This is a genomic window from Pseudomonas defluvii, from assembly GCF_001695625.1.
Taxonomy (GTDB): Bacteria; Pseudomonadota; Gammaproteobacteria; order Pseudomonadales; family Pseudomonadaceae; genus Aquipseudomonas; species Aquipseudomonas defluvii.
In genome coordinates this window covers 1-26,184 of the sequence record NZ_MBPN01000077.1, presented here as the reverse complement: position 1 = coordinate 26,184, position 26,184 = coordinate 1, and the positions used below count along the sequence as shown (strand labels likewise).

The 26,184-nt window shown below is 57.3% G+C and carries 26 protein-coding genes and 1 tRNA gene; 20 read left to right on the top strand and 7 right to left on the bottom strand.

The features are described from left to right. Positions 1 to 1,047: type II asparaginase (locus EKA13_RS18940; protein WP_245704361.1), on the bottom strand; the 1,047-nt coding region annotated here is incomplete at its 3' end. A gap of 326 nt (positions 1,048 to 1,373) precedes the next feature. Here EKA13_RS18940 and EKA13_RS18935 point away from each other — a divergent pair. The 5 genes from EKA13_RS18935 to rbsK are packed head-to-tail and all read left to right on the top strand — an operon-like array spanning position 1,374 to position 6,817. After that, entirely contained in the window at positions 1,374 to 2,333 is a 960-nt protein-coding gene (locus EKA13_RS18935; RefSeq protein WP_065760837.1) for a sugar ABC transporter substrate-binding protein, read from the top strand. A gap of 25 nt (positions 2,334 to 2,358) precedes the next feature. Continuing rightward, on the top strand, positions 2,359 to 3,876 hold the full coding sequence (locus EKA13_RS18930; protein WP_065760836.1) for a sugar ABC transporter ATP-binding protein: 1,518 nt from the start codon (positions 2,359 to 2,361) through the stop codon (positions 3,874 to 3,876). Further along, entirely contained in the window at positions 3,873 to 4,868 is a 996-nt protein-coding gene (locus EKA13_RS18925) for an ABC transporter permease (protein WP_065760835.1), read from the top strand. The genes EKA13_RS18930 and EKA13_RS18925 overlap by 4 nt, the downstream gene beginning before the upstream one ends. Before the next feature lie 2 nt (positions 4,869 to 4,870). Further along, complete coding sequence (locus EKA13_RS18920; protein ID WP_065760834.1) at positions 4,871 to 5,887, top strand: LacI family DNA-binding transcriptional regulator; 1,017 nt, start codon at positions 4,871 to 4,873, stop codon at positions 5,885 to 5,887. Positions 5,888 to 5,905: 18 nt separating this feature from the next. Further along, positions 5,906 to 6,817: a ribokinase gene (rbsK, locus tag EKA13_RS18915; RefSeq protein WP_065760833.1), complete on the top strand. Its 912-nt coding sequence runs from the start codon at positions 5,906 to 5,908 to the stop codon at positions 6,815 to 6,817. Between the two features lie 9 nt (positions 6,818 to 6,826). Here rbsK and EKA13_RS18910 read toward each other — a convergent pair whose 3' ends face one another. Then, positions 6,827 to 7,030 (bottom strand): hypothetical protein, encoded by a 204-nt coding sequence (locus EKA13_RS18910; protein WP_083199845.1) that lies wholly within the window; start codon positions 7,028 to 7,030, stop codon positions 6,827 to 6,829. A 187-nt stretch (positions 7,031 to 7,217) separates the two neighbouring features. On the opposite strand from EKA13_RS18910, the gene EKA13_RS18905 reads away from it, so the two are divergent. After that, positions 7,218 to 7,520: a hypothetical protein gene (locus EKA13_RS18905; RefSeq protein WP_065760832.1), complete on the top strand. Its 303-nt coding sequence runs from the start codon at positions 7,218 to 7,220 to the stop codon at positions 7,518 to 7,520. A gap of 128 nt (positions 7,521 to 7,648) precedes the next feature. Continuing rightward, complete coding sequence (locus tag EKA13_RS18900; RefSeq protein WP_065760831.1) at positions 7,649 to 7,969, top strand: I78 family peptidase inhibitor; 321 nt, start codon at positions 7,649 to 7,651, stop codon at positions 7,967 to 7,969. A 62-nt stretch (positions 7,970 to 8,031) separates the two neighbouring features. On the opposite strand, the gene EKA13_RS18895 is transcribed toward EKA13_RS18900, so the two are convergent. Both EKA13_RS18895 and EKA13_RS18890 read right to left on the bottom strand, forming a co-directional pair. Beyond that, a complete protein-coding gene (locus EKA13_RS18895; protein ID WP_003179963.1) occupies positions 8,032 to 8,244 on the bottom strand; it encodes a cold-shock protein in 213 nt (70 codons plus the stop codon). Between the two features lie 159 nt (positions 8,245 to 8,403). Further along, the gene (locus EKA13_RS18890; protein ID WP_065760830.1) at positions 8,404 to 8,712 is read right to left on the bottom strand and encodes a hypothetical protein; all 309 of its coding nucleotides are present in this window, start codon (positions 8,710 to 8,712) and stop codon (positions 8,404 to 8,406) included. Between the two features lie 332 nt (positions 8,713 to 9,044). Here EKA13_RS18890 and thrS point away from each other — a divergent pair, with 332 nt between their 5' ends. The 10 genes from thrS to EKA13_RS18840 all read left to right on the top strand — a co-directional run bounded on the left by thrS (position 9,045) and on the right by EKA13_RS18840 (position 17,588). Next, positions 9,045 to 10,967, top strand: a complete 1,923-nt coding sequence (thrS, locus tag EKA13_RS18885; RefSeq protein WP_065760829.1) for a threonine--tRNA ligase — start codon at positions 9,045 to 9,047, stop codon at positions 10,965 to 10,967. After that, the gene (gene infC, locus EKA13_RS18880; RefSeq protein WP_176717451.1) at positions 10,967 to 11,518 is read left to right on the top strand and encodes a translation initiation factor IF-3; all 552 of its coding nucleotides are present in this window, start codon (positions 10,967 to 10,969) and stop codon (positions 11,516 to 11,518) included. The genes thrS and infC overlap by 1 nt, the downstream gene beginning before the upstream one ends. A 60-nt stretch (positions 11,519 to 11,578) precedes the next feature. Continuing rightward, complete coding sequence (rpmI, locus tag EKA13_RS18875; RefSeq protein ID WP_009394045.1) at positions 11,579 to 11,773, top strand: 50S ribosomal protein L35; 195 nt, start codon at positions 11,579 to 11,581, stop codon at positions 11,771 to 11,773. Positions 11,774 to 11,801: 28 nt separating this feature from the next. Continuing rightward, the gene (rplT, locus tag EKA13_RS18870) at positions 11,802 to 12,158 is read left to right on the top strand and encodes a 50S ribosomal protein L20 (RefSeq protein WP_009394046.1); all 357 of its coding nucleotides are present in this window, start codon (positions 11,802 to 11,804) and stop codon (positions 12,156 to 12,158) included. A 107-nt stretch (positions 12,159 to 12,265) separates the two neighbouring features. After that, positions 12,266 to 13,282 carry a phenylalanine--tRNA ligase subunit alpha gene (gene pheS / locus EKA13_RS18865; RefSeq protein WP_065760827.1) on the top strand — a complete coding sequence of 339 codons (1,017 nt, stop codon included), beginning with the start codon at positions 12,266 to 12,268 and terminating at the stop codon, positions 13,280 to 13,282. 36 nt (positions 13,283 to 13,318) lie between these two features. Next, on the top strand, positions 13,319 to 15,694 hold the full coding sequence (pheT, locus tag EKA13_RS18860; protein ID WP_065760826.1) for a phenylalanine--tRNA ligase subunit beta: 2,376 nt from the start codon (positions 13,319 to 13,321) through the stop codon (positions 15,692 to 15,694). Between the two features lie 3 nt (positions 15,695 to 15,697). Then, positions 15,698 to 16,000: an integration host factor subunit alpha gene (gene ihfA, locus EKA13_RS18855; RefSeq protein WP_002553164.1), complete on the top strand. Its 303-nt coding sequence runs from the start codon at positions 15,698 to 15,700 to the stop codon at positions 15,998 to 16,000. Next, positions 15,981 to 16,337, top strand: a complete 357-nt coding sequence (locus tag EKA13_RS18850) for a MerR family transcriptional regulator (protein WP_010222411.1) — start codon at positions 15,981 to 15,983, stop codon at positions 16,335 to 16,337. The genes ihfA and EKA13_RS18850 overlap by 20 nt, the downstream gene beginning before the upstream one ends. Positions 16,338 to 16,437: 100 nt before the next feature. Further along, positions 16,438 to 16,514: transfer RNA gene (locus tag EKA13_RS18845), tRNA-Pro, on the top strand. A 495-nt stretch (positions 16,515 to 17,009) separates the two neighbouring features. Beyond that, a complete protein-coding gene (locus tag EKA13_RS18840) occupies positions 17,010 to 17,588 on the top strand; it encodes a hypothetical protein (RefSeq protein ID WP_065760825.1) in 579 nt (192 codons plus the stop codon). A 66-nt stretch (positions 17,589 to 17,654) separates the two neighbouring features. Here EKA13_RS18840 and EKA13_RS18835 read toward each other — a convergent pair whose 3' ends face one another. Further along, complete coding sequence (locus EKA13_RS18835) at positions 17,655 to 18,917, bottom strand: sensor domain-containing diguanylate cyclase (RefSeq protein ID WP_065760824.1); 1,263 nt, start codon at positions 18,915 to 18,917, stop codon at positions 17,655 to 17,657. A gap of 373 nt (positions 18,918 to 19,290) precedes the next feature. Here EKA13_RS18835 and EKA13_RS18825 point away from each other — a divergent pair, with 373 nt between their 5' ends. Next, positions 19,291 to 20,247: a sensor domain-containing diguanylate cyclase gene (locus EKA13_RS18825; RefSeq protein WP_065760823.1), complete on the top strand. Its 957-nt coding sequence runs from the start codon at positions 19,291 to 19,293 to the stop codon at positions 20,245 to 20,247. 48 nt (positions 20,248 to 20,295) lie between these two features. Here the strand turns inward: EKA13_RS18825 and EKA13_RS18820 are convergent, their stop codons facing one another. Together EKA13_RS18820 and EKA13_RS18815 are read right to left on the bottom strand one after the other, a co-directional pair. Then, positions 20,296 to 20,736, bottom strand: a complete 441-nt coding sequence (locus EKA13_RS18820; RefSeq protein ID WP_065760822.1) for a GNAT family N-acetyltransferase — start codon at positions 20,734 to 20,736, stop codon at positions 20,296 to 20,298. Positions 20,737 to 20,793: 57 nt separating this feature from the next. Beyond that, positions 20,794 to 22,245: an aminotransferase-like domain-containing protein gene (locus EKA13_RS18815; protein ID WP_065760821.1), complete on the bottom strand. Its 1,452-nt coding sequence runs from the start codon at positions 22,243 to 22,245 to the stop codon at positions 20,794 to 20,796. Between the two features lie 460 nt (positions 22,246 to 22,705). Between EKA13_RS18815 and EKA13_RS18810 the strand changes: the two genes are divergently transcribed. Both EKA13_RS18810 and EKA13_RS18805 read left to right on the top strand, forming a co-directional pair. Beyond that, positions 22,706 to 24,127, top strand: a complete 1,422-nt coding sequence (locus EKA13_RS18810; protein WP_065760820.1) for an amino acid permease — start codon at positions 22,706 to 22,708, stop codon at positions 24,125 to 24,127. A 702-nt stretch (positions 24,128 to 24,829) separates the two neighbouring features. Continuing rightward, entirely contained in the window at positions 24,830 to 26,128 is a 1,299-nt protein-coding gene (locus EKA13_RS18805) for a BcsE family c-di-GMP-binding protein (protein WP_125862947.1), read from the top strand. The last annotated feature ends 56 nt before the right edge of the window (positions 26,129 to 26,184 follow it).

Here is a 26,184-nt window from a genome sequence, read left to right as displayed (position 1 = left end):
AGTTCCTACCCGAACTGGCCAAGCGTTTCGAGCAGGTAACCGCCCTGGACAACAGCCCGACCATGCTCGAACTGGCTTATCGTCCGGTTGCTCGGCGTTACGCAGCACGAACCCGCCGGCATTGACGTGGGACGAACGAATGATCTGTACGCCATTCTTGCGCAACTCCTGCAGGGCAGGGACTACGCGGGCCGAGACAGAGCCGTTACCCGTGCCGGCGTGGATCAGTGCCTTGGCACCGTTCTGTGCCAGTGCTTTATAGGCAGTGTCCGTCACGTTGCCGTAGCCGTAGGCGATATCCACTTGGGGCAGGCTGCTGATCTGCTTGATGTCGAATTCCGAATCTTGAGTGTGGCGCTTGGCCGGAAGGCGGAACCAGTAGGATTTGCCTTCAACCACCATGCCCATCGGGCCCCAGGCGCTCTTGAAGGCCTCGGTCTTGATGTTGATCGACTTGCTCACGTCACGACCGGACTGAATTTCGTCGTTCATGGTGACCAGCACGCCTTTGCCGCGGGACTGCTTGTCGCTGGCCACGGCCACGGCATTATAGAGGTTGAGCATGCCATCAGCGGACATGGCCGTGCCTGGGCGCATCGAGCCGACTACCACGATAGGCTTGTCGGTCTTCTCGACCAGGTTCAGGAAGTAGGCGGTTTCTTCGAGGGTGTCGGTGCCGTGGGTGATGACGATGCCATCAACATCCTTGCTGTCGGCCAGTTCGGCGACGCGTTTGCCCAGTTGCAGCAGGTTTTCATTGGTGATGCTTTCCGATGCGATCTGCATGACCTGCTCGCCACGGACGTTGGCCAGGTTGGCCAGCTCCGGTACGCCTGCGATCAGCTTGTCGACGCCCACTTTAGCGGCCTGATACGTCGCACTGTTGGCAGCGCCGGCGCCTGCACCGGCGATGGTCCCGCCTGTGGCCAGGATGACCACATTGGCCAGTTTCTGTTGATTCTCGACGTCCTTGGCATTGGCGCCTGCAGGCAGGAGCAGCAGCAGGGCCAAGGCACTCGGTACAAAGGAGTGGAACGCAGCTTTCATTTTTGTTCTCGCTTATTGGTTGAAGTGCGGTGTTGCCAGGCAAAGAACAGCAGAAAGCGTACCAGTTCACTTGGTTTGGCTTAACGTATTGTTTTTATTGGAAATTATGAGTGCTTTAGACATATCTTCTGGTGTTTTAGGGATCGGTTTCCCGAATTTATCTGTATTTGGCTGTTCGGTTTTCCGATCTGTTTAAAGGATAATTTCCCTGCTTGGCCTCGCCGTCAGGTGATGGCGGGGGTATTTGACAAAGGTGGCGGGCATTTCCATAGTGAAGCAATGCAAACGTTTGCTACTTGATAACAATAATGTACTGGAGTGATTTCATGACGTTGCCCTTCACTGGACGCCTGCTCGGGGCTGTTGTGTTGAGCGCTCTCAGCGCTTTTGTCCCCGTTGCCCACGCGGTCGAACAGGCTGTTGTGAAGCCCAGGGTTGCCTTGGTCATGAAGTCCTTGGCCAACGAGTTTTTCCTGACGATGGAAGACGGTGCCAAGGCCTACCAGAAAAGCCACGCAGGTGAGTTCGACCTGGTATCCAACGGTATCAAGGATGAGTCCGATACCAGTAACCAGATCCGTATTGTCGAGCAAATGATCGTTTCCCAGGTTGATGCGCTGGTGATTGCGCCTGCCGATTCCAAGGCGCTGGTGCCGGTGATCAAGAAGGCCATGGATGCCGGTATCACGGTGGTCAACATCGACAACCGCCTTGACCCGGGCGTGCTCAAGAGCAAGCACCTGAGCGTGCCATTCGTAGGGCCAGACAACCGCAAGGGCGCTCGTCTGGTGGGTGACTACCTCGCTGCAAGGCTTACGGCCGGTGATCAGGTTGGCATCATCGAGGGCATATCGACGACCACCAATGCGCAGCAGCGTACGGCGGGCTTCAAGGACGCGATGGACGCGGCGCAGATGAAGATTGTCTCGGTGCAATCGGGCAGTTGGGAGATCGACAAGGGGCGCGCCGTAGCGTCGGCCATGCTCAACGAATACCCCGATCTCAAGGCCTTGCTGGCCGGCAACGACAGCATGGCGCTGGGTGCGGTCTCTGCGGTGCGGGCGGCGGGCAGGACGGGTACGGTGCAGGTGGTGGGTTACGACAACATCTCGGCGATCAAGCCGATGCTCAACGATGGTCGTGTGTTGGCCAGTGCTGACCAGTTCGCTGCCAGGCAGGCTGTATTCGGTATTGAGGTGGCTCTGAAGATGCTCAAGGGGGAGGTGCCGCAGGTGGATGCTGACAATGTCATCCAGACGCCGGTTGAGTTGGTCACGGCGCCGTAGCCTTCATTTCCAGTGAGTACCCTGTATGCCTGCGACTGAGGATATCGTGCTGTCAGTCAGCGCTGTGGGCAAAGCCTATGCGCAGCCTGTACTAAGCAATATTGACCTGGCCCTGCGCCGCGGCGAGGTCTTGGCCCTGGCGGGGGAGAATGGTGCCGGTAAAAGCACCCTGTCCAGGATCATCGCAGGCCTGGAACCGCCCACGGCCGGCCAGATGCAGTTCAACGGCAAGCCTTACCTGCCTGGCAGTCGCGCGGCAGCCGAGCGGTTGGGCGTGCGTATGGTCATGCAGGAACTGAACCTGTTGCCGACACTCTCGGTGGCTGAAAACCTGTTTCTCGGCAACCTGCCCAGTCGCGCCGGCTGGATCGACCGCAAGCGTTTGCGCGTACTGGCCCGGGCGGCTATGGCACAGGTCGGTCTTGAAGCGGTCGACCCGGATACGCAGGTGAGTGAGCTGGGCATCGGTCATCAGCAAATGGTCGAAATTGCTCGCAGCCTTATCGGTGACTGTCATGTACTTATTCTGGATGAGCCGACCGCCATGCTGACGGCGCGCGAAGTGACATTGTTGTTTGCTCAGATCGAGCGCTTGCAGCGCCAGGGGGTGGCGATTGTCTATATTTCCCATCGACTGGAAGAGCTCAGGCATCTTGCCCAGCGCGTTGCCGTGCTGCGTGACGGTCAACTGGTGTGCGTTGAACCGATGCAGCGCTACAACAGCGAGCAATTAGTCAGCCTGATGGTGGGGCGCGCTTTGGGTGAGGCGATTGACCTTGGCGAGCGTCGTATGGGCGAGCCGATGCTCACGGTCGAAGGCTTGGGGCGGGGAGATGCGGTGTCTGATGTGTCCTTCGAGGTGCGCAGTGGCGAGCTTTTCGGGCTCTACGGATTAGTCGGTGCCGGGCGTACTGAGCTGCTGCGTTTGATTTTCGGCGCCGACCCGGCCGACCAGGGGCGTGTCGCTTTAGGTAACCCGCCCAGGCCGGTACACCTTGCTTCACCGGCTGAGGCTGTGCGCGAGGGTATTGCGCTGATCAGCGAAGACCGCAAGGGCGAGGGGTTGCTGCTGTCTCAATCCATTACGGCGAACATTGCCTTGGGCAACCTGTCGGCGGTATCTCGAGCGGGCGTTGTCGACCGTGATGCGGAGCAGGCCTTGGCGCGACGCCAGATCGAAGCGATGCAAATACGTTGTACGGGTGCGGATCAGGTTGTGAGTGAGCTCTCTGGCGGGAATCAGCAGAAGGTTGTGATGGCGCGTTGGCTGGCGCGCGACTGCTCGGTGTTGCTGTTTGACGAGCCGACCCGTGGCATTGATGTGGGGGCCAAGTTCGATATTTATGGTTTGCTCGCCGAGCTCGCTCGTCAGGGCCGGGCGTTGGTCGTGGTTTCCAGCGATCTGCGCGAGTTGATGTTGATCTGTGACCGTATCGGTGTGCTCTCCAGAGGGCGCTTGGTCGACACCTTTGAGCGTGACACATGGCGTCAGGATCAGCTGCTGGCGGCGGCCTTCGCCGGTTATCAGGGGAGCGCTGCATGAGTGCCTCACCGGTTCAAGCCTCTGCTGCTGTTGCAGGCACGCGCGGCGGGCGTTATCAGGGTGTGGGTGCTTACCTGGGTCTGGCGGGTGCGCTGCTGATATTGATCGTGCTTTTTTCGCTGTTGAGCAGCCATTTTCTTTCCTACGCAACCTTCAGCATCCTGGCTAACCAGATTCCCGACCTGATGGTACTGGCGGTCGGGATGACCTTTGTATTGATTGTCGGCGGCATCGATTTGTCGGTTGGTTCGGTGCTGGCGCTCGCGGGTTCCATCGTCAGTGTCGCCATCCTCGGTTGGGGCTGGAGTGCGCCGCCAGCGGCTTTACTCGGCATGGCCTGTGCGGCACTGGTCGGGACCGTTACTGGCTCGATAGCTGTCGCTTGGCGAATTCCCTCCTTTATCGTTTCGCTGGGTGTATTGGAGGTTGCGCGTGGCGTGGCCTACCAAATGACCGATTCGCGCACGGCCTACATCGGTGATGCCTTTGCCTGGCTGTCTGAGCCCTTGGTATTCGGTATTTCGCCCGCCTTCGTGATTGCCTTGCTGGTGATCGTGGTTGCTCAGTGGGTGCTTGTGCGCACCGTGTTCGGTCGCTACCTGATCGGCATTGGTACAAACGAAGAGGCTGTGCGCCTGGCGGGCATCAATCCGCGCCCTTACAAGGTGCTGGTGTTCTCCTTGATGGGGCTGCTTGCCGGGTTGGCCGCACTGTTTCAGATTTCCCGGCTGGAAGCGGCCGACCCCAATGCGGGCTTTGGGCTGGAGCTGCAGGTAATCGCCGCTGTGGTGATCGGCGGTACCAGCCTCATGGGTGGGCGCGGCTCAGTCATCAGCACCTTTTTCGGCGTCCTGATCATTTCTGTGCTGGCTGCAGGGCTGGCACAGATTGGCGTCTCGGAGCCAAGCAAACGCATTATTACGGGCGCGGTGATTGTTATCGCTGTGATCCTCGATACCTATCGCAGCCAGCGTACACGCAGGCGGAACTAAAAATGGCAACGATTAAAGATGTAGCGGCCTTGGCGGGGATTTCCTACACCACGGTGTCCCATGTGCTGAACAAGACCCGACCGGTCAGTGAGCAGGTTCGACTGAAAGTCGAGGCCGCGATTGCGGAGCTCGACTATGTGCCCAGCGCAGTGGCGCGCTCGCTCAAGGCACGCAGCACTGCCACGATTGGCTTGCTGGTGCCCAACAGTGTCAACCCTTACTTCGCCGAGCTGGCCCGGGGTATTGAGGATGCCTGTGAGCGCAACGGCTACTGCGTCATCCTGTGCAACTCCGATGACAATCCGAAGAAGCAACGCAGTTACCTGCGGGTGTTGCTGGAAAAGCGAATCGACGGCTTGATTGTCGCGTCGGTAGGGGAGGATGGCGACCTGTTGGAAAGCTTGCAGACCGTGCGCGCGCCGATGGTGATTGTCGACCGTGCCCTCGATGGCGTGGAGGCCGATCTGGTGCGTATCGACCATGAGCAAGGCGCGTACATGGCTACGCGCCACCTGCTTGAATTGGGGCATCGAGACATTGCCTGTATCAATGGTCCTGCCAGTACCAGTGTTGCGCGGATGCGCCTGGCGGGTTTCACGCGTGCGCTGGCTGAAGCGGGCATTACAGTGGTTGAGGGCAGGGTGCTTGACAGTGATTTTTCCGGCCTTGGTGGGTATGGCGCTGCGGCAAAGCTGTTGGGGCAGAACCGGCCAAGCGCAATTTTTGCAGCCAATGACATGATCGGTATCGGTGTGTTGCGAGCGGCTGCCGAGCGCAATATCTGTGTGCCCAGTGAGCTGTCGGTGATCGGTTTCGATGATATCCAGCTGAGCCAGTACGTTTATCCCGCGTTGACCACGGTCGGCCAGTCGATCCGTGAGTTGGGCGAAATTGCGGTTGAGCGGTTGCTGCGCCGTATTGCTGAGCCGGCCGGTAGCGCTGTTGAGCAGCGCATTGTGACGCCCAGTATCGTGCTGCGCGAGTCGACGGCGCCGCGTCCGGACACGTTTACTGATTAGCGCAGAGGGCGCGGAGCCATGCAGGCGAGCATCGTGGTGGTTGGCAGCCTCAATATGGACCTGGTTGTGCGGGCTGAGCGCTTGCCCATGGCGGGTGAAACCCTGGCGGGTGAGTCTTTCACCACTGTGCCCGGTGGCAAGGGCGCGAATCAGGCGGTGGCCGCTGCGCGGCTTGGTGCGCAGGTTGCGATGATTGGTTGTGTGGGGGATGACGCCTACGGCGTGCAGCTGCTTCAGTCGCTGGCCGCTGAAGGTATTGATTGTCAGGCCGTCAGTATCAGTGCCGGCACCTCCAGTGGTGTCGCGCTGATTGTGGTAGGGGCGGCAAGCCAGAACGCTATCGTGGTTGTTGCGGGTAGTAATGGGCAACTGCTGCCTGAGTCGGTACAGCGTTTCGATGCGTTGCTACAGCCCGCCAAACTGATCATTTGTCAATTGGAGGTGCCCGCCCTGACGGTGCTGCATACATTGGAGCGTGGTCATGCATTGGGCAAGGTGGTGATTCTCAATCCTGCTCCGGTGGCAGGGCCGCTGCCATCGAATTGGCTGGCGTTGGCCGATTACCTGATTCCCAACGAGAGCGAGGCCGCGACGCTGACCGGGCTGCCGGTGACGTCCCGCGAGACTGCCGAGGGCGCTGCGCTGAAACTGCTGGCGCTGGGTGCGGGCAAGGTGATCATTACCCTGGGTGGCGAAGGTGCTGTGTTCGCCGATGCTCAAGGTGTTGAACATTTTCCTGCGCCGAACGTGCAGCCTGTCGACACTACGGCGGCAGGAGATACCTTTGTGGGTGGTTTCGCTGCGGCCCTGCTGGCTGGGCGCGGTGAGCGTGAAGCGATAGTCTTCGGTCAGCGTGCTGCTGCGTTATCGGTAACGCGAGCGGGTGCGCAACCCTCCATTCCGCGTATTGGTGATCTGGAATCGGTATGAGCGATGATGTCAGGTTCTGAGCGTATCGCCCTGTTCGGGCGCGTAACGTCCGAGTATCTGTTCGATGAAGGCGCGAGCGGCATCGCTGCCCAGTTCCTTGACGAGCAGGTCGATGGCAATAAGGGTTAATTCTTCGGGGGTGCCCGGGCTGTAGGCGCTTTGACCATCGGGCCATTTGACCTTTATGTCGGCGTCTATGTAGTGGCTTGCCATGGAAGTCTCGAAACGCGTGTGCAGGTGATGAGAATTCGAATGCCGCACCCTGGCGTTCGAAGGGGAGGTTCGATTGCCCTCCGCCAGTTCTGGCAGTAAATCATGCGTCTGATTCGATCGCACTGCAACTTAGGAATAAGAACCGCTACGTGGCAAACTATTGGTGTTTTGATTCCCAGGTGATCCCGTGCAGATTGATCTGAACAACCCCGAGCAATTTACCCTTGAAGCCGTTCGCGAGCTGCTCGCGTCCGGGGATGGCCGTATTCACAATCAGTTGCGGGTGAATCGGGCAGGGCAGGCCTGGCTGTCGCCAGTGGTGGGCGGTCGCGAGCTTGAAGGGCTGGCCTTTCGTCTGGAAACCTGGGCGGCCGGTTCCGGCTGTGTAGGGGCGCAGGCTGCGGTTGATGAGCGTTGGGTGCGACAGGTGTTCAAGGTGCTACGGGACAACTGGCCCACGCCTTCATCCGACTACATCGATCTTTATTGAGTGTGCAAAATCCGGTCACGATTGCAGGTTTCCCGTCGTGGATGGCTCAGGCAGACTGTGCATGCTTTGAAACAAAAAGTGATGAAGGCTGCCAGCTTGGGCAGATTCTGGTTTTAAAAGGAGAGTTCATGTTCCGCATTCGTGCATCTTTGGCCGGTATGTTGGCGGCTGTCGTTCTGGCAGGTTGCAGTGCCACTGGTTCTTCAACGAAGGCGCCTGAAGTGTCCGCGCCAGTGAACAGCGATGGTCGTTGCCAGGCCAGTGCCGCTGAATTCGCCGTCGGCAAGCAGGCGTCCGCTCAACTGCTGGAGCAGGCGCGCAAGGCCAGTGGTTCGCAGTTGGCACGCGTGCTCTCGCCGCACGACATCATGACCCTGGAGTACCGTTCCGAGCGGTTGAATCTCAATACCGATGAACGCGGCGTCGTTATCCGCGTCAATTGCGGCTGACACGCTCGAATTTTAGGCACAAAAAAACCCGTCACCAGGACGGGTTTTTTAATTCGTACTGATTACTCAGGGCGAACTTGTGCAGCCTGCATGCCCTTCTGGCCTTTCTCGGCAACGAAGGAAACGGTCTGGCCTTCTTTCAGGCTCTTGAAGCCGTCAGATTCGATGGCCTTGAAATGAACGAACAGGTCGTCGCCGCCACCTTGAGGAGTGATGAAGCCGAAGCCTTTCTCATCGTTGAACCACTTTACGGTGCCGGTTTGGCGATTGGACATGGGTGTATCTCCAGGAAACATGATTTTCAATAGTGCGGTGTTGCCGAGGCCAACAGGGTGCACGGGGGTATCATAGTCTAAATATGCGTCCGTGGCGGCTTTTACCTTTGCATAATGCTGATCTGAGGCAAGTTTATTGTCGGATTCTCTGTTTTGAGCCTATTTTTTGGGGGCGCAGGCGGCTCTGACCACATCCTGGGCTCGCTTCACGAGGGCTGCATCCACACCGGTTCTGCTGTCCAGTTGCTCGATTTCCTGGGTGGTGAAGTTTTTCTCGATGGCGTTTGCACCGCATTCACAGTGTATTTTGGCCGTGGTCACGGTCATGCCGGGTTGCGCAGCGGCGGCGGTAATGCACTGATCCAGGTAATCGCCTTTCTTGCCGGCAGGCCAGGCGCCCGCCTGGACGCTCAGGGGCAACAGCAACACGCCTGCGGTGGCCATGGCCAGTAGGGACTGAATTCGCATGCCGGACACTCCTATTCGATCGGGTCATTCAAGAGTAGGACGCTTCTTTAGGCACTGAGAGGAAAAATCCGCTCTGGTTCACCACTTCTGAAAAAAACAGAATTATTTCTGCGTGTTGTGGCGTGTGAGCCGCGATCCGTAAAACGCTTTGTGTTAGCATCGGCGGCTTATAGATTTTTACCTCCAGTCACTCTGGTTCGTTCCCTGGCAGGCCGTTGGCTTCTGTCACTGTGAGACAGGCTTTCTTTTTGAAAGACAGGGGCGGATCGCGTACTGGCTCATCCCAACCCACGTGACCTTTGGTAGGGGTCACCACTAGGAGAGGAGGCGCCATGCCCATTATTACTCTTCCCGATGGCAGTCAACGCTCGTTCGACCAGGCGGTTACCGTCGCCCAGGTCGCAGCATCCATTGGTGCAGGTCTGGCCAAAGCCACCGTCGCCGGCAAGGTCGACGGCAAGCTGGTCGATGCGTGCGATCTGATCGAGAACGACGCCCGCCTGCAGATCATTACCCCCAAGGACGAAGAGGGGCTGGAGATCATCCGTCACTCGTGCGCTCACCTGGTCGGTCACGCCGTCAAGCAGCTGTACCCGACCGCCAAGATGGTGATCGGTCCGGTCATTGACGAAGGCTTCTATTACGATATCGCCTATGAACGTCCGTTCACCCCTGATGACATGGCTGCAATTGAGCAGCGCATGCAGCAGTTGATCGACACCGACTACGACGTCATCAAGAAGGTTACCCCGCGCGCCGAGGTCATCGAGGTGTTCAAGGCACGTGGTGAAGACTACAAGCTGCGCCTGGTCGAAGACATGCCGAACGAGCAGGCCATGGGCCTGTACTACCACGAAGAATACGTTGACATGTGTCGCGGCCCGCACGTGCCGAACACCCGTTTCCTCAAGTCGTTCAAGTTGACCAAACTGTCCGGTGCCTACTGGCGTGGCGATGCCAAGAACGAGCAGCTGCAGCGTGTCTACGGCACTGCCTGGGCAGACAAGAAGCAGCTGGCTGCGTATATCCAGCGCATCGAAGAAGCTGAAAAGCGCGACCATCGCAAGCTTGGCAAACGCCTGGGCCTGTTCCATACCCAGGAAGAAGCCCCGGGCATGGTGTTCTGGCACCCGAATGGCTGGACCCTGTACCAGGTGCTTGAGCAGTACATGCGCAAGGTGCAGCGTGACAACGGCTATCTGGAGATCAAGACCCCGCAAGTGGTCGATCGTACCCTGTGGGAGAAATCCGGGCACTGGGCCAACTACGCCGAAAACATGTTTACCACCGAGTCGGAAAGCCGCGATTACGCGATCAAGCCGATGAACTGCCCATGCCACGTGCAGGTGTTCAATCAAGGCCTGAAGAGCTACCGTGAGCTGCCGCTGCGTCTGGCCGAGTTCGGTGCTTGCCACCGTAACGAGCCGTCCGGTGCGCTGCATGGCATCATGCGTGTGCGCGCCTTCACCCAGGACGACGCCCACATCTTCTGCACCGAAGAGCAGATGCAGGCCGAAGCTGCTGCGTTCATCAAGCTGACCCTGGACGTGTACGCCGATTTCGGCTTCAAGGATATCGAGCTCAAGCTCTCCACGCGTCCTGAAAAGCGTGTTGGCTCCGATGAATTGTGGGATCGCGCCGAAGGCGCACTGGCCTCTGCATTGGACAGCGCTGGCCTGGCCTACGACCTGCAGCCAGGGGAAGGTGCCTTCTACGGGCCGAAGATCGAGTTCTCGCTGAAAGACTGTCTCGGTCGTGTCTGGCAGTGTGGTACCCTGCAGCTCGACTTCAACTTGCCGATCCGTCTTGGCGCTGAGTACGTGTCCGAAGATAACGGTCGCAAGCATCCTGTCATGCTGCACCGTGCCATTCTCGGCTCCTTCGAGCGTTTCGTCGGCATTCTGATCGAGCACTATGAGGGTGCATTCCCTGCCTGGCTGGCGCCAATGCAGGCGGTGGTCATGAATATCACCGACAAACAGGCAGAATTTGCGCTGGATGTTGAAAAAACCCTCAATGAAAGCGGATTCCGTGCCAAGTCCGACTTGAGAAATGAGAAGATCGGCTTTAAAATCCGCGAGCATACGTTGCTCAAGGTTCCCTACCTTTTGGTTATTGGGGACCGGGAAGTCGAAACACAAACCGTCGCTGTGCGTACACGTGAAGGTGCTGACCTGGGCTCGATGCCTGTCGCGCAATTCGCTGAATTCCTCGCACAAGCGGTTTCCCGGCGTGGTCGCCAAGAATCGGAGTAATCATTATTAAGCGTGATATGAGACAAGATAAACGAACTGCACCGAAGGCCCCGATCAACGAGAATATCTCGGCACGCGAGGTTCGGTTAATTGGCGCTGACGGCGAGCAGATTGGCATCGTCTCGATTGATGAAGCGCTTCGTATCGCTGAAGAAGCGAAGCTGGATCTGGTAGAAATTTCTGCCGACGCAGTCCCGCCTGTCTGCCGAGTCATGGACTACGGCAAGAGCCTTTTCGAGAAGAAAAAGCAGCAGGCTGCAGCGAAGAAAAACCAGAAGATCATCCAGATTAAAGAAATTAAGTTTCGTCCAGGGACGGAGGAAGGGGATTACCAGGTAAAACTACGCAACCTGGTACGTTTCCTTACTGATGGGGACAAGACCAAAATCTCTCTGAGATTCCGTGGTCGTGAGATGGCTCACCAGGAGCTGGGTATGGAACTGTTGAAGCGGATCGAAGCTGATCTCGCGGAATACGGAACCGTCGAACAGCATCCTAAGATGGAAGGACGCCAACTTTTGATGGTCATCGCCCCCAAGAAAAAGAAATAACCACCAGGGCACGGCAGGCCTTGCGGTTATGTTTATCCACTGAATGCGGAGTATCCGAACATGCCAAAAATGAAAACCAAAAGCGGTGCCGCGAAGCGTTTCCTGAAAACCGCTTCCGGCTTCAAGCACAAGCACGCTTTTAAGAGCCACATCCTGACCAAAATGTCGACCAAGCGTAAGCGTCAACTGCGTGGTAGCAGCCTGCTGCACCCGTCTGACGTTGCAAAAGTCGAGCGCATGCTGCGCGTACGTTAATTTCGGTCAAAGATAGAGGAAGTTACTCATGGCTCGTGTAAAGCGTGGCGTCATCGCTCGTAAGCGTCACAAGAAAATCCTGAAACTGGCTAAAGGCTACTACGGCGCTCGCTCGCGCGTATTCCGTGTTGCCAAGCAAGCGGTCATCAAGGCAGGCCAATACGCCTACCGCGACCGTCGTCAGAAGAAGCGTCAGTTCCGCGCTCTGTGGATCGCTCGTATCAACGCTGGTGCTCGTAACAACGGTCTGTCTTACAGCCGTTTGATCGCTGGTCTGAAAAAAGCGTCCATCGAGATCGACCGTAAGGTTCTGGCTGATCTGGCAGTGAACGAAAAAGCGGCGTTTGCTGCGATTGTCGAGAAGGCTAAAGCCGTTCTGGCTTAAGTACCCACGACAATCATTCGCCGTCGACATTGGCGGCGAATGTTAAACGTCATAAATAGGGGAAGAGCCTGTAAGCTCTTCCCCTATTTCGTATCTGGAGTCTGTACATGGAAAACCTGGATGCGCTGGTCTCCCAAGCCCTGGATGCTGTGGAGCGCGCTGAAGACATCAATGCCCTGGAGCAGATCCGGGTTCAATTCCTTGGCAAGAAGGGCGAGCTGACTCAGGTGATGAAGACCCTGGGCAACCTGCCAGCCGAAGAGCGCCCGAAAGTCGGCGCGCTGATCAACGACGCCAAGGAACGTGTTACCGAGGTGCTCAATGCCCGCAAGGCCGCCTTCGAAGAGGCTGAGCTCAGTGCTCGTCTGGCTGCCGAATGCATTGACGTGACCCTGCCGGGCCGTGGCCAGACTTCCGGTGGTTTGCACCCGATCACCCGTACCTTGGAGCGGATCGAGCAGTTCTTCACCCATATCGGTTACGGCATCGCCGAAGGCCCAGAGGTCGAAGACGACTACCACAACTTTGAAGCGCTCAACATTCCTGGCCACCACCCGGCGCGGGCAATGCATGACACCTTCTATTTCAATGCGAACATGCTGCTGCGTACCCACACCTCGCCGGTGCAGGTGCGGACCATGGAGTCCACTCAGCCACCTATCCGCATTGTCTGCCCTGGTCGCGTCTACCGTTGCGACTCGGACCTGACCCACTCGCCGATGTTCCACCAGGTCGAAGGCCTGCTGGTTGATCGCGGGATCAATTTCGCCGATCTCAAAGGCACCATCGAAGAATTCCTGCGGGTGTTCTTCGAGAAAGAGCTGGCGGTACGTTTCCGTCCGTCGTTCTTCCCCTTCACCGAGCCGTCGGCTGAAGTCGATATTCAGTGTGTGATGTGCAGCGGCAAAGGCTGCCGTGTCTGCAAGCAGACCGGCTGGCTGGAAGTCATGGGCTGCGGCATGGTCCACCCGAACGTCCTGCGCATGTCTGGCATCGACCCTGAAGAGTACCAGGGCTTCGCCTTCGGCATGGGTGCCGAGCGCTTGGCCATGCTCCGTTACGGCGTCAACGATTTGCGTCTGTTCTTCGACAACGATTTGCGGTTCCTTGCGCAATTTCGCTAGGTCGCGCACCCGTAACGAATCTTTCAGGAGAGCAGAATGAAATTCAGTGAAAAGTGGCTGCGCGGTTGGGTCAACCCGCAGGTATCCCGTGACGAGCTGGTTGCTCGTCTGTCGATGGCTGGCCTTGAGGTCGACAGCGTCACCCCGGCAGCCGGCCAGTTCAGTGGCATCGTCGTAGGCGAGGTGCTGAGCACCGAACAACACCCGGATGCCGATAAGCTGCGTGTCTGCCAGGTCAGCAACGGTAGCGAGACCTTCCAGGTCGTGTGTGGCGCACCCAACGTTCGCCCAGGCCTGAAAATTCCGTTTGCCATGATCGGTGCCGAACTGCCGGGCGACTTCAAGATCAAGAAAGCCAAGCTGCGTGGCGTTGAGTCCAACGGCATGCTGTGCTCGGCTGCCGAGCTGCAGATCAGTGAAGAAAACGACGGTCTGCTGGAGCTGGCTGCCGATGCACCGGTTGGCCAGGACATCCGTGAGTACCTGGACCTGGACGACGCCAGCATTGAGGTCGACCTGACCCCTAACCGTGGCGACTGCCTGTCCCTGGCTGGCCTGGCCCGTGAAGTCGGCGCCCTGTATGACGCGCCCGTTACCCGCCCGGCTGTGCCTGCCGTTGCTCCGACCCATGATGACGTTCGCTCGGTCGAGGTGCTGGCCCCGGCTGCCTGCCCACGTTACCTGGGGCGTGTTATCCGTAACGTCGACCTGTCGCGTCCGACCCCATTGTGGATGGTCGAGCGCCTGCGCCGGGCCGATGTTCGCAGTATCGACGCTGCCGTCGACATCACCAACTACGTGATGCTTGAACTGGGCCAGCCGTTGCATGCATTCGATCTCGCTGAAATCAACGGCGGTATTCGTGTGCGTATGGCCGAAGAGGGCGAGAAGCTGGTCCTGCTGGATGGCCAGGAAGTTGCGCTGCGTAGCGATACCCTGGTCATCGCCGACCATGAGCGCGCTCTGGCCATTGCGGGTGTAATGGGTGGCGAGCACAGCGGTGTTTCGGCGACTACCCGTGACATCTTCCTGGAAAGCGCCTTCTTCGAGCCGATTTCGGTGGCTGGCAAGGCTCGTTCTTACGGCCTGCATACCGACGCCTCGCACCGCTACGAACGCGGTGTCGATTCGCAACTGGCCAAGGAAGCCATTGAGCGTGCTACTGGCCTGCTGCTGGAGATCGTTGGCGGCGAAGCCGGCCCGGTCATCGAGGCGGTCAGCGAGCAGCATCTGCCGAACGTTGCGCCGATCACCCTGCGTGCCGACCGCATCAATCAGATGCTGGGCATGGAAATGGACAGCGCCGAAGTCGAGCGCCTGCTCAATGCTCTGGGTCTGAAAACTTCAGGTGGAGCAGGGCAGTGGCAGGTCGAGGTGCCAAGCCATCGTTTCGACATCAGCTTGGAAGTTGACCTGATCGAAGAGCTGGCCCGTCTGTACGGCTACAACCGCCTGCCGGTTCGTTACCCGCAAGCACGCCTGGCGCCGCAAGCCCGTGCCGAGTCGCGTGGCGAGCTGCCAGCGCTGCGTCGTCTGCTGGTTGCCCGTGGCTATCAGGAAGCGATCACCTACAGCTTTATCGACCCTAAACTGTTTGAGCTGTTCAGCCCAGGCGTCGAGCCGCTGCTGTTGGCCAACCCGATCTCCAGCGACATGGCGGCCATGCGTGCCTCCCTGTGGCCAGGTCTGGTCAAGGCCCTGCAGCACAACCTGAACCGCCAACAGGATCGTGTGCGCCTGTTCGAAAGCGGCCAGCGTTTCGTTGGTCAACTGGACGGTCTGCAGCAGCAACCCATGCTTGCCGGCGTGGTCTGCGGTAGCCGTATGCCTGAAGGTTGGGCCAATGGCCGCGACAGCATCGATTTCTTCGATGTGAAGGCAGACGTCGAAGCGCTGTTGGGCTTCTCTGGTTCGCTGGGTGATTTCACCTTTGCCGCTGGCAAGCACCCGGCACTGCACCCAGGCCAGACCGCACGCATCGAGCGTGATGGTCGCGAAGTAGGCTACCTGGGCGCCATCCACCCAGAGCTTGCGAAAACCCTGGGTCTGGATCGTCCGGTGTTTGTTTTCGAACTGGTCTTGGGCGATGTGGTTGAAGGCCGCCTGCCGAAGTTCCACGAGCTGTCGAAATTCCCGGAAGTACGTCGTGACCTGGCTTTAATTGCAGGACGTGATGTAGCTTCGAGCGCAGTGCTTGAGGTAATCCGTGAAAATGCAGGCGAGTGGCTTACAGACCTCAGGCTGTTTGACGTCTATCAGGGTAAAGGCATTGATCCCGATAGAAAAAGCCTGGCTGTTGGCTTGACCTGGCAGCATCCATCGCGCACTCTTAATGACGATGAGGTGAACGCTGCGACTCAAGACATCCTCACCTCGCTCGAACAAAGGTTGAACACCACGTTAAGGAAATAGCGTATGGGTGCTCTGACGAAAGCTGAAATGGCCGAACGGCTGTACGAGGAGCTGGGCCTGAATAAACGTGAAGCCAAGGAATTGGTCGAACTGTTTTTCGAGGAAATCAGGCACGCTCTTGAAGACAACGAGCAGGTCAAATTGTCCGGTTTCGGCAATTTCGACCTGCGTGACAAGCGCCAGCGGCCGGGCCGCAACCCGAAAACGGGTGAAGAGATCCCGATCACGGCACGTCGCGTCGTCACCTTTCGTCCAGGGCAGAAATTGAAAGCCCGAGTTGAGGCTTATGCTGGAACCAAGTCATAACGACGAGCTTCCGCCGATTCCTGGCAAACGCTACTTCACCATTGGTGAAGTCAGCGAGCTATGCGCGGTAAAACCGCACGTGCTTCGTTATTGGGAGCAGGAATTTCCTCAACTCAACCCGGTCAAGCGCCGCGGAAACCGCCGGTATTATCAGCGCCAAGACGTGCTGATGATCCGGCAGATCCGCGCCTTGCTATACGACCAGGGTTTCACCATCGGCGGCGCGCGGCTGCGCCTGTCGGGTGATGAGGCCAAGGATGACACCACCCAGTACAAACAACTGATTCGGCAAATGATTGTCGAACTGGAAGATGTACTGGTGGTTCTGAAGAAATAACCCGGCAAAGGATCAGGAAAATAATACTTCCAAAATTCAAAAGCTTAAGGTACATTCTTCAACGTTCTCAGCAACATCGAGAGCGGGTTTAGAGCCCAGTCGGGGCGTAGCGCAGCCCGGTAGCGCACTTGCATGGGGTGCAAGGGGTCGAGTGTTCGAATCACTCCGTCCCGACCATTAAATTCAATGACTTAGCCCAGTTCGGAAACGACTGGGCTTTTTCATGTGCGTGACTTTTCGGGTGACTCGGCCTTTTTTTCACGCAGTCCCGTTTTTCTTCCGCTCAGGTCGCCTATGTATCACGCGCCGCGACCAACTGCCGCTGCAACAGCTTGCTAGCACTTCATTGAACTTACGGGGGACCTTGATCTTCAGCGGGCCTGCATCGAGTGCCTTCTGCGTTTGTGCTGCGCCACATAACCACGCTGAAGCCAGACCCAGAGGTTGGTTGTAGCGCCCGCCGCTTTTGGCCCACTGGTAAGCCCTGAGGGCCAGGCACGGCTCGCGCAGCGGCATTCTCGAGACATCCTGGAGCGTTCGGCTGCCCGTCATCACTCACGCTGTGATCAGGCACATTGGCAATCAATGACTATGCTATGGCGTACCCACAAAGCGCTGTGCCTTGGTATCCGTCGTGTTGTTCTCTCAGCCATCACATGGAAGAGTAAGTCTATGAAGCCAATCCGTTCCCTTGCCTGCACTGTTGTTCTTGCTTCCATCATGTCCGCTACCAGCTTTACGGCCCTTGCCGCCGATGTGCCGTTGGGCGGTAGTGCGATAGAAGGCCATGTCGTTACGCATGTGCTGGCCGTTGATGCGGCGAATTATCAGGTCACTATTGAAGGCGCCGACAAAAAGCCGGTGACTATCCAGCTAACGGATCAAGCCAAGGCTTTGCACAACTTGAAGGTCGGCGACAACGTTGACATAACTGTTGTTCGCTCAATCGCCTATGTGCTCGACACCAATGTTGGGGGTGCGCCTGGTGTCAGCAATGAATCAATGACCACCCGCGCCGCCAAGGACAATCCTCATCCGGGTGGTGAGGCGGTTCGCCGGGTCAAGGTGACGTCGAAGATCACTCACATTGACATGAAAAAACATGAAGTGACCTTGCTGCCTCCTGAAGGAAAAGTGACAGTCCTCAAGGTTGAGGATCCCGAACTCCAGGCTCGAATGAAGAACCTCAAGGTCGGCCAGACGGTCAATGTCATTTACACCGAAGTACTGAAGGTTAAAACCTCACGCTAGCCGTGCAGGCTGACAGGCAGAAGCCTGAACGCAGCAGTATGTGCGTGCCCGTACCGGACGAGGTACTCACCGGCGTGATACCTGCGTCTGGTTACGGCCTGAGTTTTTGGCAATGTAAAGCGCTTTGTCGACTCGCTCGATCAGATCCGGTAATGCTTCGTCAGGCTGGAGCTCACCCAATCCAATCGACAAGGTAATACAGCCCGCGTGTTCATGTTGGTTGTGCTGAATGGCCTTTCGGCAGCGTTCGGCCAGCGGCAGTGATTGGTCCAGGTCGCAGCCACTGAAAATAAGCAGGAACTCCTCGCCACCCCAGCGTATGACACTGTCGTTAGCCCTTAGTGCACCAATCATGCTGCGCGACACCGCTTTTAGGACAGTGTCGCCGGCAGTGTGTCCCCAGGTGTCGTTGACGTGTTTGAAGTGGTCAATGTCGGCCAGTGCGATCGACATGGGCAGCTTGCTACCACGAGATTGCATGTAGGCCTTTTCCAGTGCCAACTCTCCAGCTGCTCGGGTTAGTGCGCCGGTCAGTCCGTCGAAGCGCACCATTTCACGAAACATCTGCTCTTCGAGTATACGAGTGGTCAGGTCGCGAAAAATGCTCACGTAATGGGTGATGTTGTCTGCCTGGTCAGTGAGTGGGGTTATTGTCTCGTCACAGTAAATCAGTTCGTTGTTCTTGCTGCGATTAACAAAGGTGCCTTTGTAGGAGCGGCCCTTTTTCAGGGTCTCCCACATGTCTTTATAAAATTCAGGATCTTGTTCTCCAGACTTGAGCATGTTCGGATTGCGGCCGAGCACCTCCGTAAGCCCGTATCCTGTGATCTTTTCGAAGCCTTTGTTGACGAATTCGATGGTGCCACTGGCGTCCGTGATAACGACGCCATCATCGGTTGCATTAAGTACGTGGGCGAACAGCTGGGTCGTATTTTGGGCGGCCATCAGGCTGCTGATGTCCTGCTGTATCGAAATGAAATGCGTGATTTCGCCGGCCGTGTTGTGTACTGGGGAAATATTCCACTCAACGGTGTAAGGGCGTCCATTCTTGCGGTAGTTGATTGTCGAGCCTTGAAAATGGGTGCCATCCCGCAGGCACTGGCGCAGCCGATCAATCACCTCGGGATTGGTCGCCGGCCCTTGGAGTATACGAGCGTTACGTCCCAGTAACTCATCTTCGCGGTAGCCAGTCATTCGCAGGAAAGCTTGATTAGCGTAGAGAATACGATGCTCGCCTTCGTCAGCGTCTGTCAGTAAAACGGCATTGAATGACTGATCAAGTGCAAGTGCAATCACGCTCGGATCGATGTGACTGGCAATGGTTTTCATATGCGGGGAACACTCCCTGTCTGAGCCGGAGCTCGATGGTGGCAGGTTGTTGGTGCTGATGCAAAATGACGCAGTCGGCTGGGCGCCTTCGATTGTTATGGGCTGATAGGCCATCGCGCTCCGGTAATGAGCTGGATAATCGATTTTTCACCTCAACATCTGCTCCAGAATGGTCTGTACCGGCCCGCGGGAGTCAGTTGCTGATACCATGTTCGCAGTTTCAATCGGGTGCCCGAGCTCAGGCCGCATCAAACGCTGGTGAGGTAGTCTTGGATGAATCTCTTGCTCAGTCGTTGAAGCTAATCGGCACCGCCCAGCAGCTCTCTAATCCGGGTGCGGCGTCTGTTGTCTGGTATTTTCCTTGGGGCATGTCATGAATGATTTTGAAAGTGCGTCCATAAGAGCGCTGGCCTTTCTGCGTCGCACGCTAGGCTTCCAGCTGTGCATGGTGACCCGAACCGAGGGCAACGACTGGACGGTATTGCACAGTGACGACCGGGGTTATGGTGTCGTTCCTGGCGACGTCTTCAATTGGGACGACTCCTTCTGCAGTGAGATGGTCAAGGGGCTTGGGCCAAACATTGCCTCGGACTCAAGCCAGGTCCCTGCTTATGCCGCTGCCGAAATAGGCCGGAAAATACCAATTGGAGCCTACATTGGCGTGCCGCTTCTGCTTGCGGATGGACGCTTGTTTGGGACGTTGTGCGGCATCGATCCTCAGTCCAAGCCCGATAGCATTTCCGAGCATCAGGGACTGATTGAGCTGGTGGGCGAAATGCTCAGCACGATTCTGCAGATGGAGCTCAGGGTCGACGAAGAAGAGAGGCGGGCTGAGCGTTATCAGGCTCAAGCGCTCACAGATGCGTTGACGGGGGTCTACAACCGTGCGGGATGGGTTCAGCTTCTTGCCAAGGAAGAAGCGCGCTACCAGCGTTATCGCCAGTCTTCTGTTGTGATCGTCGTCGATCTGGATGAGTTGAAGGCCATTAACGACCGCGATGGTCATGCCGCTGGCGATGTATTGATCAAGCGTGCAGCGTTTGCATTGCAGAAGGCGTCCAGGGCTGAGGATATTGTCGCAAGGCTGGGGGGCGATGAGTTCGGCATCATTGGCGTCAACTGTGACTGGGCTGGTGGTCTGGCGCTGTGCGAGAGGATCAAGGAAACGCTTGAAGAGGAAGGCATCAAGGCGTCCTATGGACTTGCCGTGACCAACAAGACTGTCCGTATCTCCGAGGCGCTGACGATTGCAGACCGTGCAATGTATGAGCAAAAGCGCCAGCGCAAGTCTGCTGATGCCGAACGGCTTCAGGGTATGCACGGCGTGTAACAGCCTTATCCTGGAGCGTGCGCGCGCTAGGCGGGCACGCTCGGTGCGTTAGCTCAAACGCTTCAGGAAGTGATGGCAGGCAATCTGATAGTGGCGCTGCATGTAGAGCCGATGTGCCGCGCCCCGGTCAGTTCCAACACCGGAGTCAAGGTGAACGGCTGAACAGCCCAGGCGTTCTGCTTCTGCCTCTACCCAGGCAAGCAGCGCTGAACCGAAACCGTTTCCACGCCATTGCGGGAGTGTTGCAATGTCGACGACGTAAAGCGACTTTCCTAACCAGAGGGAGTGTTGGATGCGATAACCCAATGCACAGACTGCATCGGGCGATTCATCTGTCCAAAGTCCGATCAGGTTGTAGCCATTCGGACGAAGAAACTCATCAACCTGAGTAACAATTTCAGTCGCAGAGTATCGCGGCCATAACTCGCATAGGGCCGCCGCAGCCATTGCTGTTTCACCGGCACTTACGGTTTTGATTGTGAAGGACATGAGTGTCTCCGTGGCTGTCCATGCAATTTGACGGTTATTTCCCAGGTGGCCTGATTGCTAGCACTTGTCGTTTGCTTCAAGCAGTCTCCCCTTGGCGGCGTGAACATGCTTGATCAGCAACTTCTCCAGTTGCTCCCACAGTGCCGGTTCAGTACTGAATGCTACGTTGAAGCGCATCCAGCCTGTGGCTTGTGAGTCGACCATGAACAACTGCCCGGGGCCGAGCATGATGCCGTGTTTGAGGGCTTCGTCAACCAGCGAGGCACTGTCGGGAATGGCCGGGTGACGGGTCCAGATGTACATGCCTTCATCTGAATCGACAAACAACTCGAAGCCCAGCCGGGTGAGCTGGCGGCTGACTTCCTGTTGCGCTTCCGACAGGCGTTGGCGCATGCGCTTGAGGTGTTTGCGCCATCGGCCATCGGTGATAGCCGCATACACCACGCGTTCCATGACCTGTGAGGTGGTCAGGCCAGAGCGCATCTTCAGGTGCAGCAATTGCTGCATCAGCGAGGGGTTGGCCAGCATGTAGCCGACGCGCACGTTGGGGGAGATGCTTTTGGAATAGCTGCCGACGTACACCACCTGTTGTAGGTGATCGAGGCTGGTCAGGCAGGGCAGGGGCTCGGCGATCATGTCGGCGTAGAGGTTGTTTTCCACAATCCGAAAGCCGTGCTGCGAGGCGAGCTGCAGCAGGCGGTGCAATTGCACGAGGGGCGTGCGCGAGCAGGTCGGGCTGTGCAGGTGCGGCTGGGTGAAAAACACCGTCGGGCGGTGGTGCGCGAGCAGCCGTTCAAGGTGGTCCAGGTCGTAGCCTGCCGGGGTGCGCGGCACACCGATCAGGGTGGCCCCCTGGAAGCGCAGGATGCTCATCAGGTTGGGGTAGCCGGGGTCGTCCACCAGCACCACGTCGCCCGGTTGCACCAGCGTGCGCACAGCCAGGTCCAGCGCCTGGCTGCCGCCATGGGTGAGCATCAACTGGGTAGGCGGCACGACGATGCGCAGGTCCTGCTGCAAGTTCTGGGCGGTGAGCGTGCGCAACTCCAGCAGCCCCATGGGGTCGCCATAGCCACTGAGCTCCATCACGCTGCTGGCAACCTGACGCAAGCCTCGACGCAGTCCGTCTTCGAACATCCAGTCGTTTGGCAGCCAGCCGCAGCCGGGTTTGAAGGCCAGTTGCCGGCTTTCAAAAATCTGCTGCAAGTACCACTCGGAGTTAAACGTGGGTTTGACCGGGCGCGGTTTGCTGGCTTGTGCGTTGATCCGCTCGTTTGCCGAGCGGTTGACGAAGAAGCCCGCATTGCCCCGACTGATCAGCAGGCCTTGGGCGACCAGACGGTCGTAGGCTTCGACTACGGTAAACGTGCTGACCGAATAGGTGGCGGCGAAGGCGCGAATCGACGGTACTTTTGCGCCGGGTTTGAGGGTGTTGTTCTCGATCAACTCACGCAGCCCATTGATGATCTGGTTGACCAATGGGGGCGATGCGTCGGGTCGTAATTCAAACATGGGGAAGCTGTGCCTTCAAATGAGCGTACCACCAAGCACCTGCAGGAAAACGGAGTGTGCTGCATCGGCGACCTGTACAGTGCAGTGACGATTTGTGCGCGCTGTGCATGGCTCTTGGCGTCAGACATTTTTACATTAGGTGTCAGTTATCGCCAGACCAAAGCCGTTGAAGCTTCATGAACAATCACAATCTATCCGATGCTTTTCCGACGGAGAGTGCTCCGTTCACGTCTTTTCCGCTGATGTCGTCGCCTATTGGTGCCGTTCATCCGTCCCTTGCACCACACCTCAGGCCCACCGGACGAGCCTGAGCACGATAGAAACCCTGCCCAACGCGGCCGTTTGTCGGCTCGGGCACACCATCGTGCACACAATCAGACAGCTGATGCAGAGGTGAACGCGACGACCGTCGTGCTTTCACGAGTTTCCTTAGATAAAAAGAACACGAGGTAGACTACTGATGGACGCAACATCCACATCCACTTCCACAGCGAAGGCGGAGCATGAGAGCAAGCTCAGTGCTTCGCTCAAATCGCGCCACCTGACCATGATGTCGATTGCCGGGGTCATCGGCGGCGCATTGTTCGTCGGCTCTGGCAGTGTGATCCACAGCGCTGGCCCGGCTGCCGTACTCGCCTATCTGGCCGGTGGCATCCTGGTGGTGCTGATCATGCGCATGCTTGGCGAAATGGCCACGTCATCGCCTGATACGGGTTCGTTTTCCACCTATGCCGAACGCGCTATTGGCCGTTGGGCCGGTTTCACCATCGGTTGGCTGTATTGGTGGTTCTGGGTCATCTTGATGGCGTGGGAAGCCTACGTCGCAGGCAAGATTCTGCACGGCTGGTTCCCCTCGGTCAGCATCAACACCTTCACGTTGATCGCTACCCTGACGCTGATTGGCGTCAACTTCTTCAACGTCAAGCACTACGGTGAGTTCGAGTTCTGGTTCGCCCTGATCAAGGTGGTGGCCATTGTCTGCTTCCTTGTGGTCTGTGGCATGGCCGTGGTCAATTTGTGGCCGACCGGTGAAGTGCATGGCATCAGCAACCTGACGGCGGTGGAAGGCTTCATGCCCAATGGCATTGAGTCGGTCGTTGTAGCCATGCTTGGGGTGATGTTCGCGTTCCTCGGTGCTGAAATCGTTACCATCGCTGCGGCCGAATCGAAAAACCCTTCCGAGCAGATCGTCAAGGCGACCAACTCGGTGGTTTGGCGTGTATGCCTGTTCTACGTGGGTTCGATCTTCCTGATCGTAGCGCTGGTGCCGTGGAACGATCCGCTGCTGGGCCAGTCGGGCTATGGTTCTTACCGTCGTACGCTGGAGCTGTTGGGCATCCCTGGCGCTGAGATGGTGATGAACTTCGTGGTTCTGACCTCGGTGAGCAGCTGCATGATTTCGGCGCACTACACGGCCTCGCGCATGCTGTTCTCCCTGGCGACCCGTGGCGATGCGCCGGCGATCTTCAAGATGACCCGCGCCGGCAGCGGCGTACCGGTATTCTCGATTCTCGGTTCATGCTCGGTAGCGGTGTTTGTTGCCCTGATCAACTTCAGCGACACTCTGCGGCCCAAGGATGTACTGGACGTACTGATGAACACCACCGGCATGATTGCCATGCTGGTTTACCTGGTGATCGCATTCTCGCAACTGAAAATGCGTCGCAAGCTGGAAGCCGAAGGTAAGCAGATTCGTCTGAAGATGTGGCTGTTCCCTTGGCTGACCTACCTGGTGATTGCGTTCATCATCGCGTGCCTTGTGACCATGGCTTTCGTTGATGAGTACCAGGTGCTGGTGATCTCTACCGGTATCGCGTCCATCGTCGTGGCGCTCATGGGTGTAGTGGTTCACCGTCGTGCTCTGAAAAACAAGGCTGCCTGAAGCAGCCTCCCTTCCTGGGCGACTTCGGTTCGCCCGGATCCGCGCCTGGCGTCAGCCAGGCGCTGCGCGTAACCGGTGCCTGTCAGCTATTCAGGCGCCGGTAAACGTCGATTTCGCGCTTTTCTCAAGGCCCTGCCGGTAAAGATGCCGGACACTGCCCCAGCCAACCGCCCAGTACGTGCTGACAGATGACGATCTGTACTGCTTGTTTGCAGTACGTTGGTCATGCTGAAAGGTCACTGCACTTTAACGTTAATGGTTGAACAGCTTGGTTGGTTAACAGGCATTGGCGAGATATTGATTTGAAATAGTCGTCTGCCTGGTTAATTTCAAGAACGTATACGCCACCTGTGGCTACTTGGGGGTATGAATGAGTCTGTCAAGAATGTGACGACATGACGCTATATGTTATTGGATCCAATGAAGATGATTGATTATCAAGGGGAATGAGATTTATTGCTATCACGGTTGTTGCGGCGCTTGCATGCCGTGGGCATAGACTAAAATGTGAGCCCAGCAATTCATGGGTTGTGTTTAAACATCATGACAATTAGTTACCGTTGGTCGGGTTCCGTTAAAACAGCGATCTCCAGAAACTAAGCGCTACTATATTGATATCAAGCCTAGTGTTTCTTTTTATTGAAAAAATGCTTGATATATAAAGGTTTCTATCCCTTGCATTTGCACGGGAGGGGGAATGAAGTGGAGCCGGTCACTCTAGCTATCCGACATCTGCGCGATGAGCAAATGCTGCTGCGGCAAGGGGGGCTTTACTGGCTGTCCATTGACCATGTGAGCGACGCCAAAATATTGGCATTTCAGTTTCTGGAAGGGCTAGGGCACATTCAAGCGGCCACTTTGGTGTGCTTCAACCAGGACCCCCAAGAGGTTGTTGCCCCGTTGGGACGACACGCAGGCCCCGCCACGTTGAGGCTGTTTGAAGTGCCTGAGGCTTCAATCAGATCGGCGCTCGAATCGTTGAACCATGAATTGAGCCGAGCCGCTGTCAAAATGGGCAGCCCAATCGTTTTGATGCTGCCTGCAGCCACTTGGCAGGGGTTCGGCAGCCAGAATTTGCAACGCTGGTGTGAGAGCCTGGCAACCTGGTTGGATAGGCACGGCTGCACATTGCTGGTGCTGTGTCATGGCCAGGCTCCGAAGCTTCATGCACATTTGATAAGCCTGAATGAGCGGCTTTCCGGGCTGGCGCGGCTCTATCGTCGTGACGGTGTTACCCGCTATCAACTGAGTTATTGGCACAGTCCGCTGGGCGTGTGCAGTGAGCAGGAGTTTGAGCTGGAGGCACATCCTGAGGGATTCGCGCTGGCTGTGTTCGAACGTACCAATCCGCAACCGACGCAGGGTGAGGACCAACGGCTCTACCTGGCGCTGCGCTCGGTACTGGAAGGCATATCACCACTGTCTCATCAGTGGAGGCAGTTCGATAACTATGACGACCTTTTTCTCCAGGCAAGCCGGGCAAAAGCTGCAAGCGTCATAGTGGGGGTAACGAACAATCTGCAAGTCGAGGAACTCGCCCAGCGACTGTATGAGTTGCGCGAGCGCTGCGGCATTTCGCTGAAAATCATCGTACGGGAATTGGCCGCTTGCTTACGCTATCGGGATGAGCGTCTGTTGGTGTCCTGTGGGGCGAATATTATCGTGCCCTATGGGGTTTCGCCGGCCTGTTTCTTCAGTTTGGTTGACAGTGTTCAGGGGCAGGTTTGGCGGCATAGCCTGAATATCAAGTTAAACGAGTTGTTTGAGCGGCTTCGGCCACCGACGGTGTGTGGTGTGGTGTCGCCGCACCAATTCATCACGATACTGGACCCCATCTATGAGTGTGAAGCCGGGGAGGTCAGCCATCAATTGTTGAGGTTGCAGCCCCGCAATGGCCTGGCGGCTGAGCAATACCTCGACCAGATCGATCTACGTCGTCTTGGCGATATTGCATGCGTACTCGACGGTGTGTTGTATCTGTATAGTGGATCCACCTTTTGAGACAGTGACTACGGGGTAGTTTAAGCTGTCGTCCTCGAAAGGATGACAGCAAATGG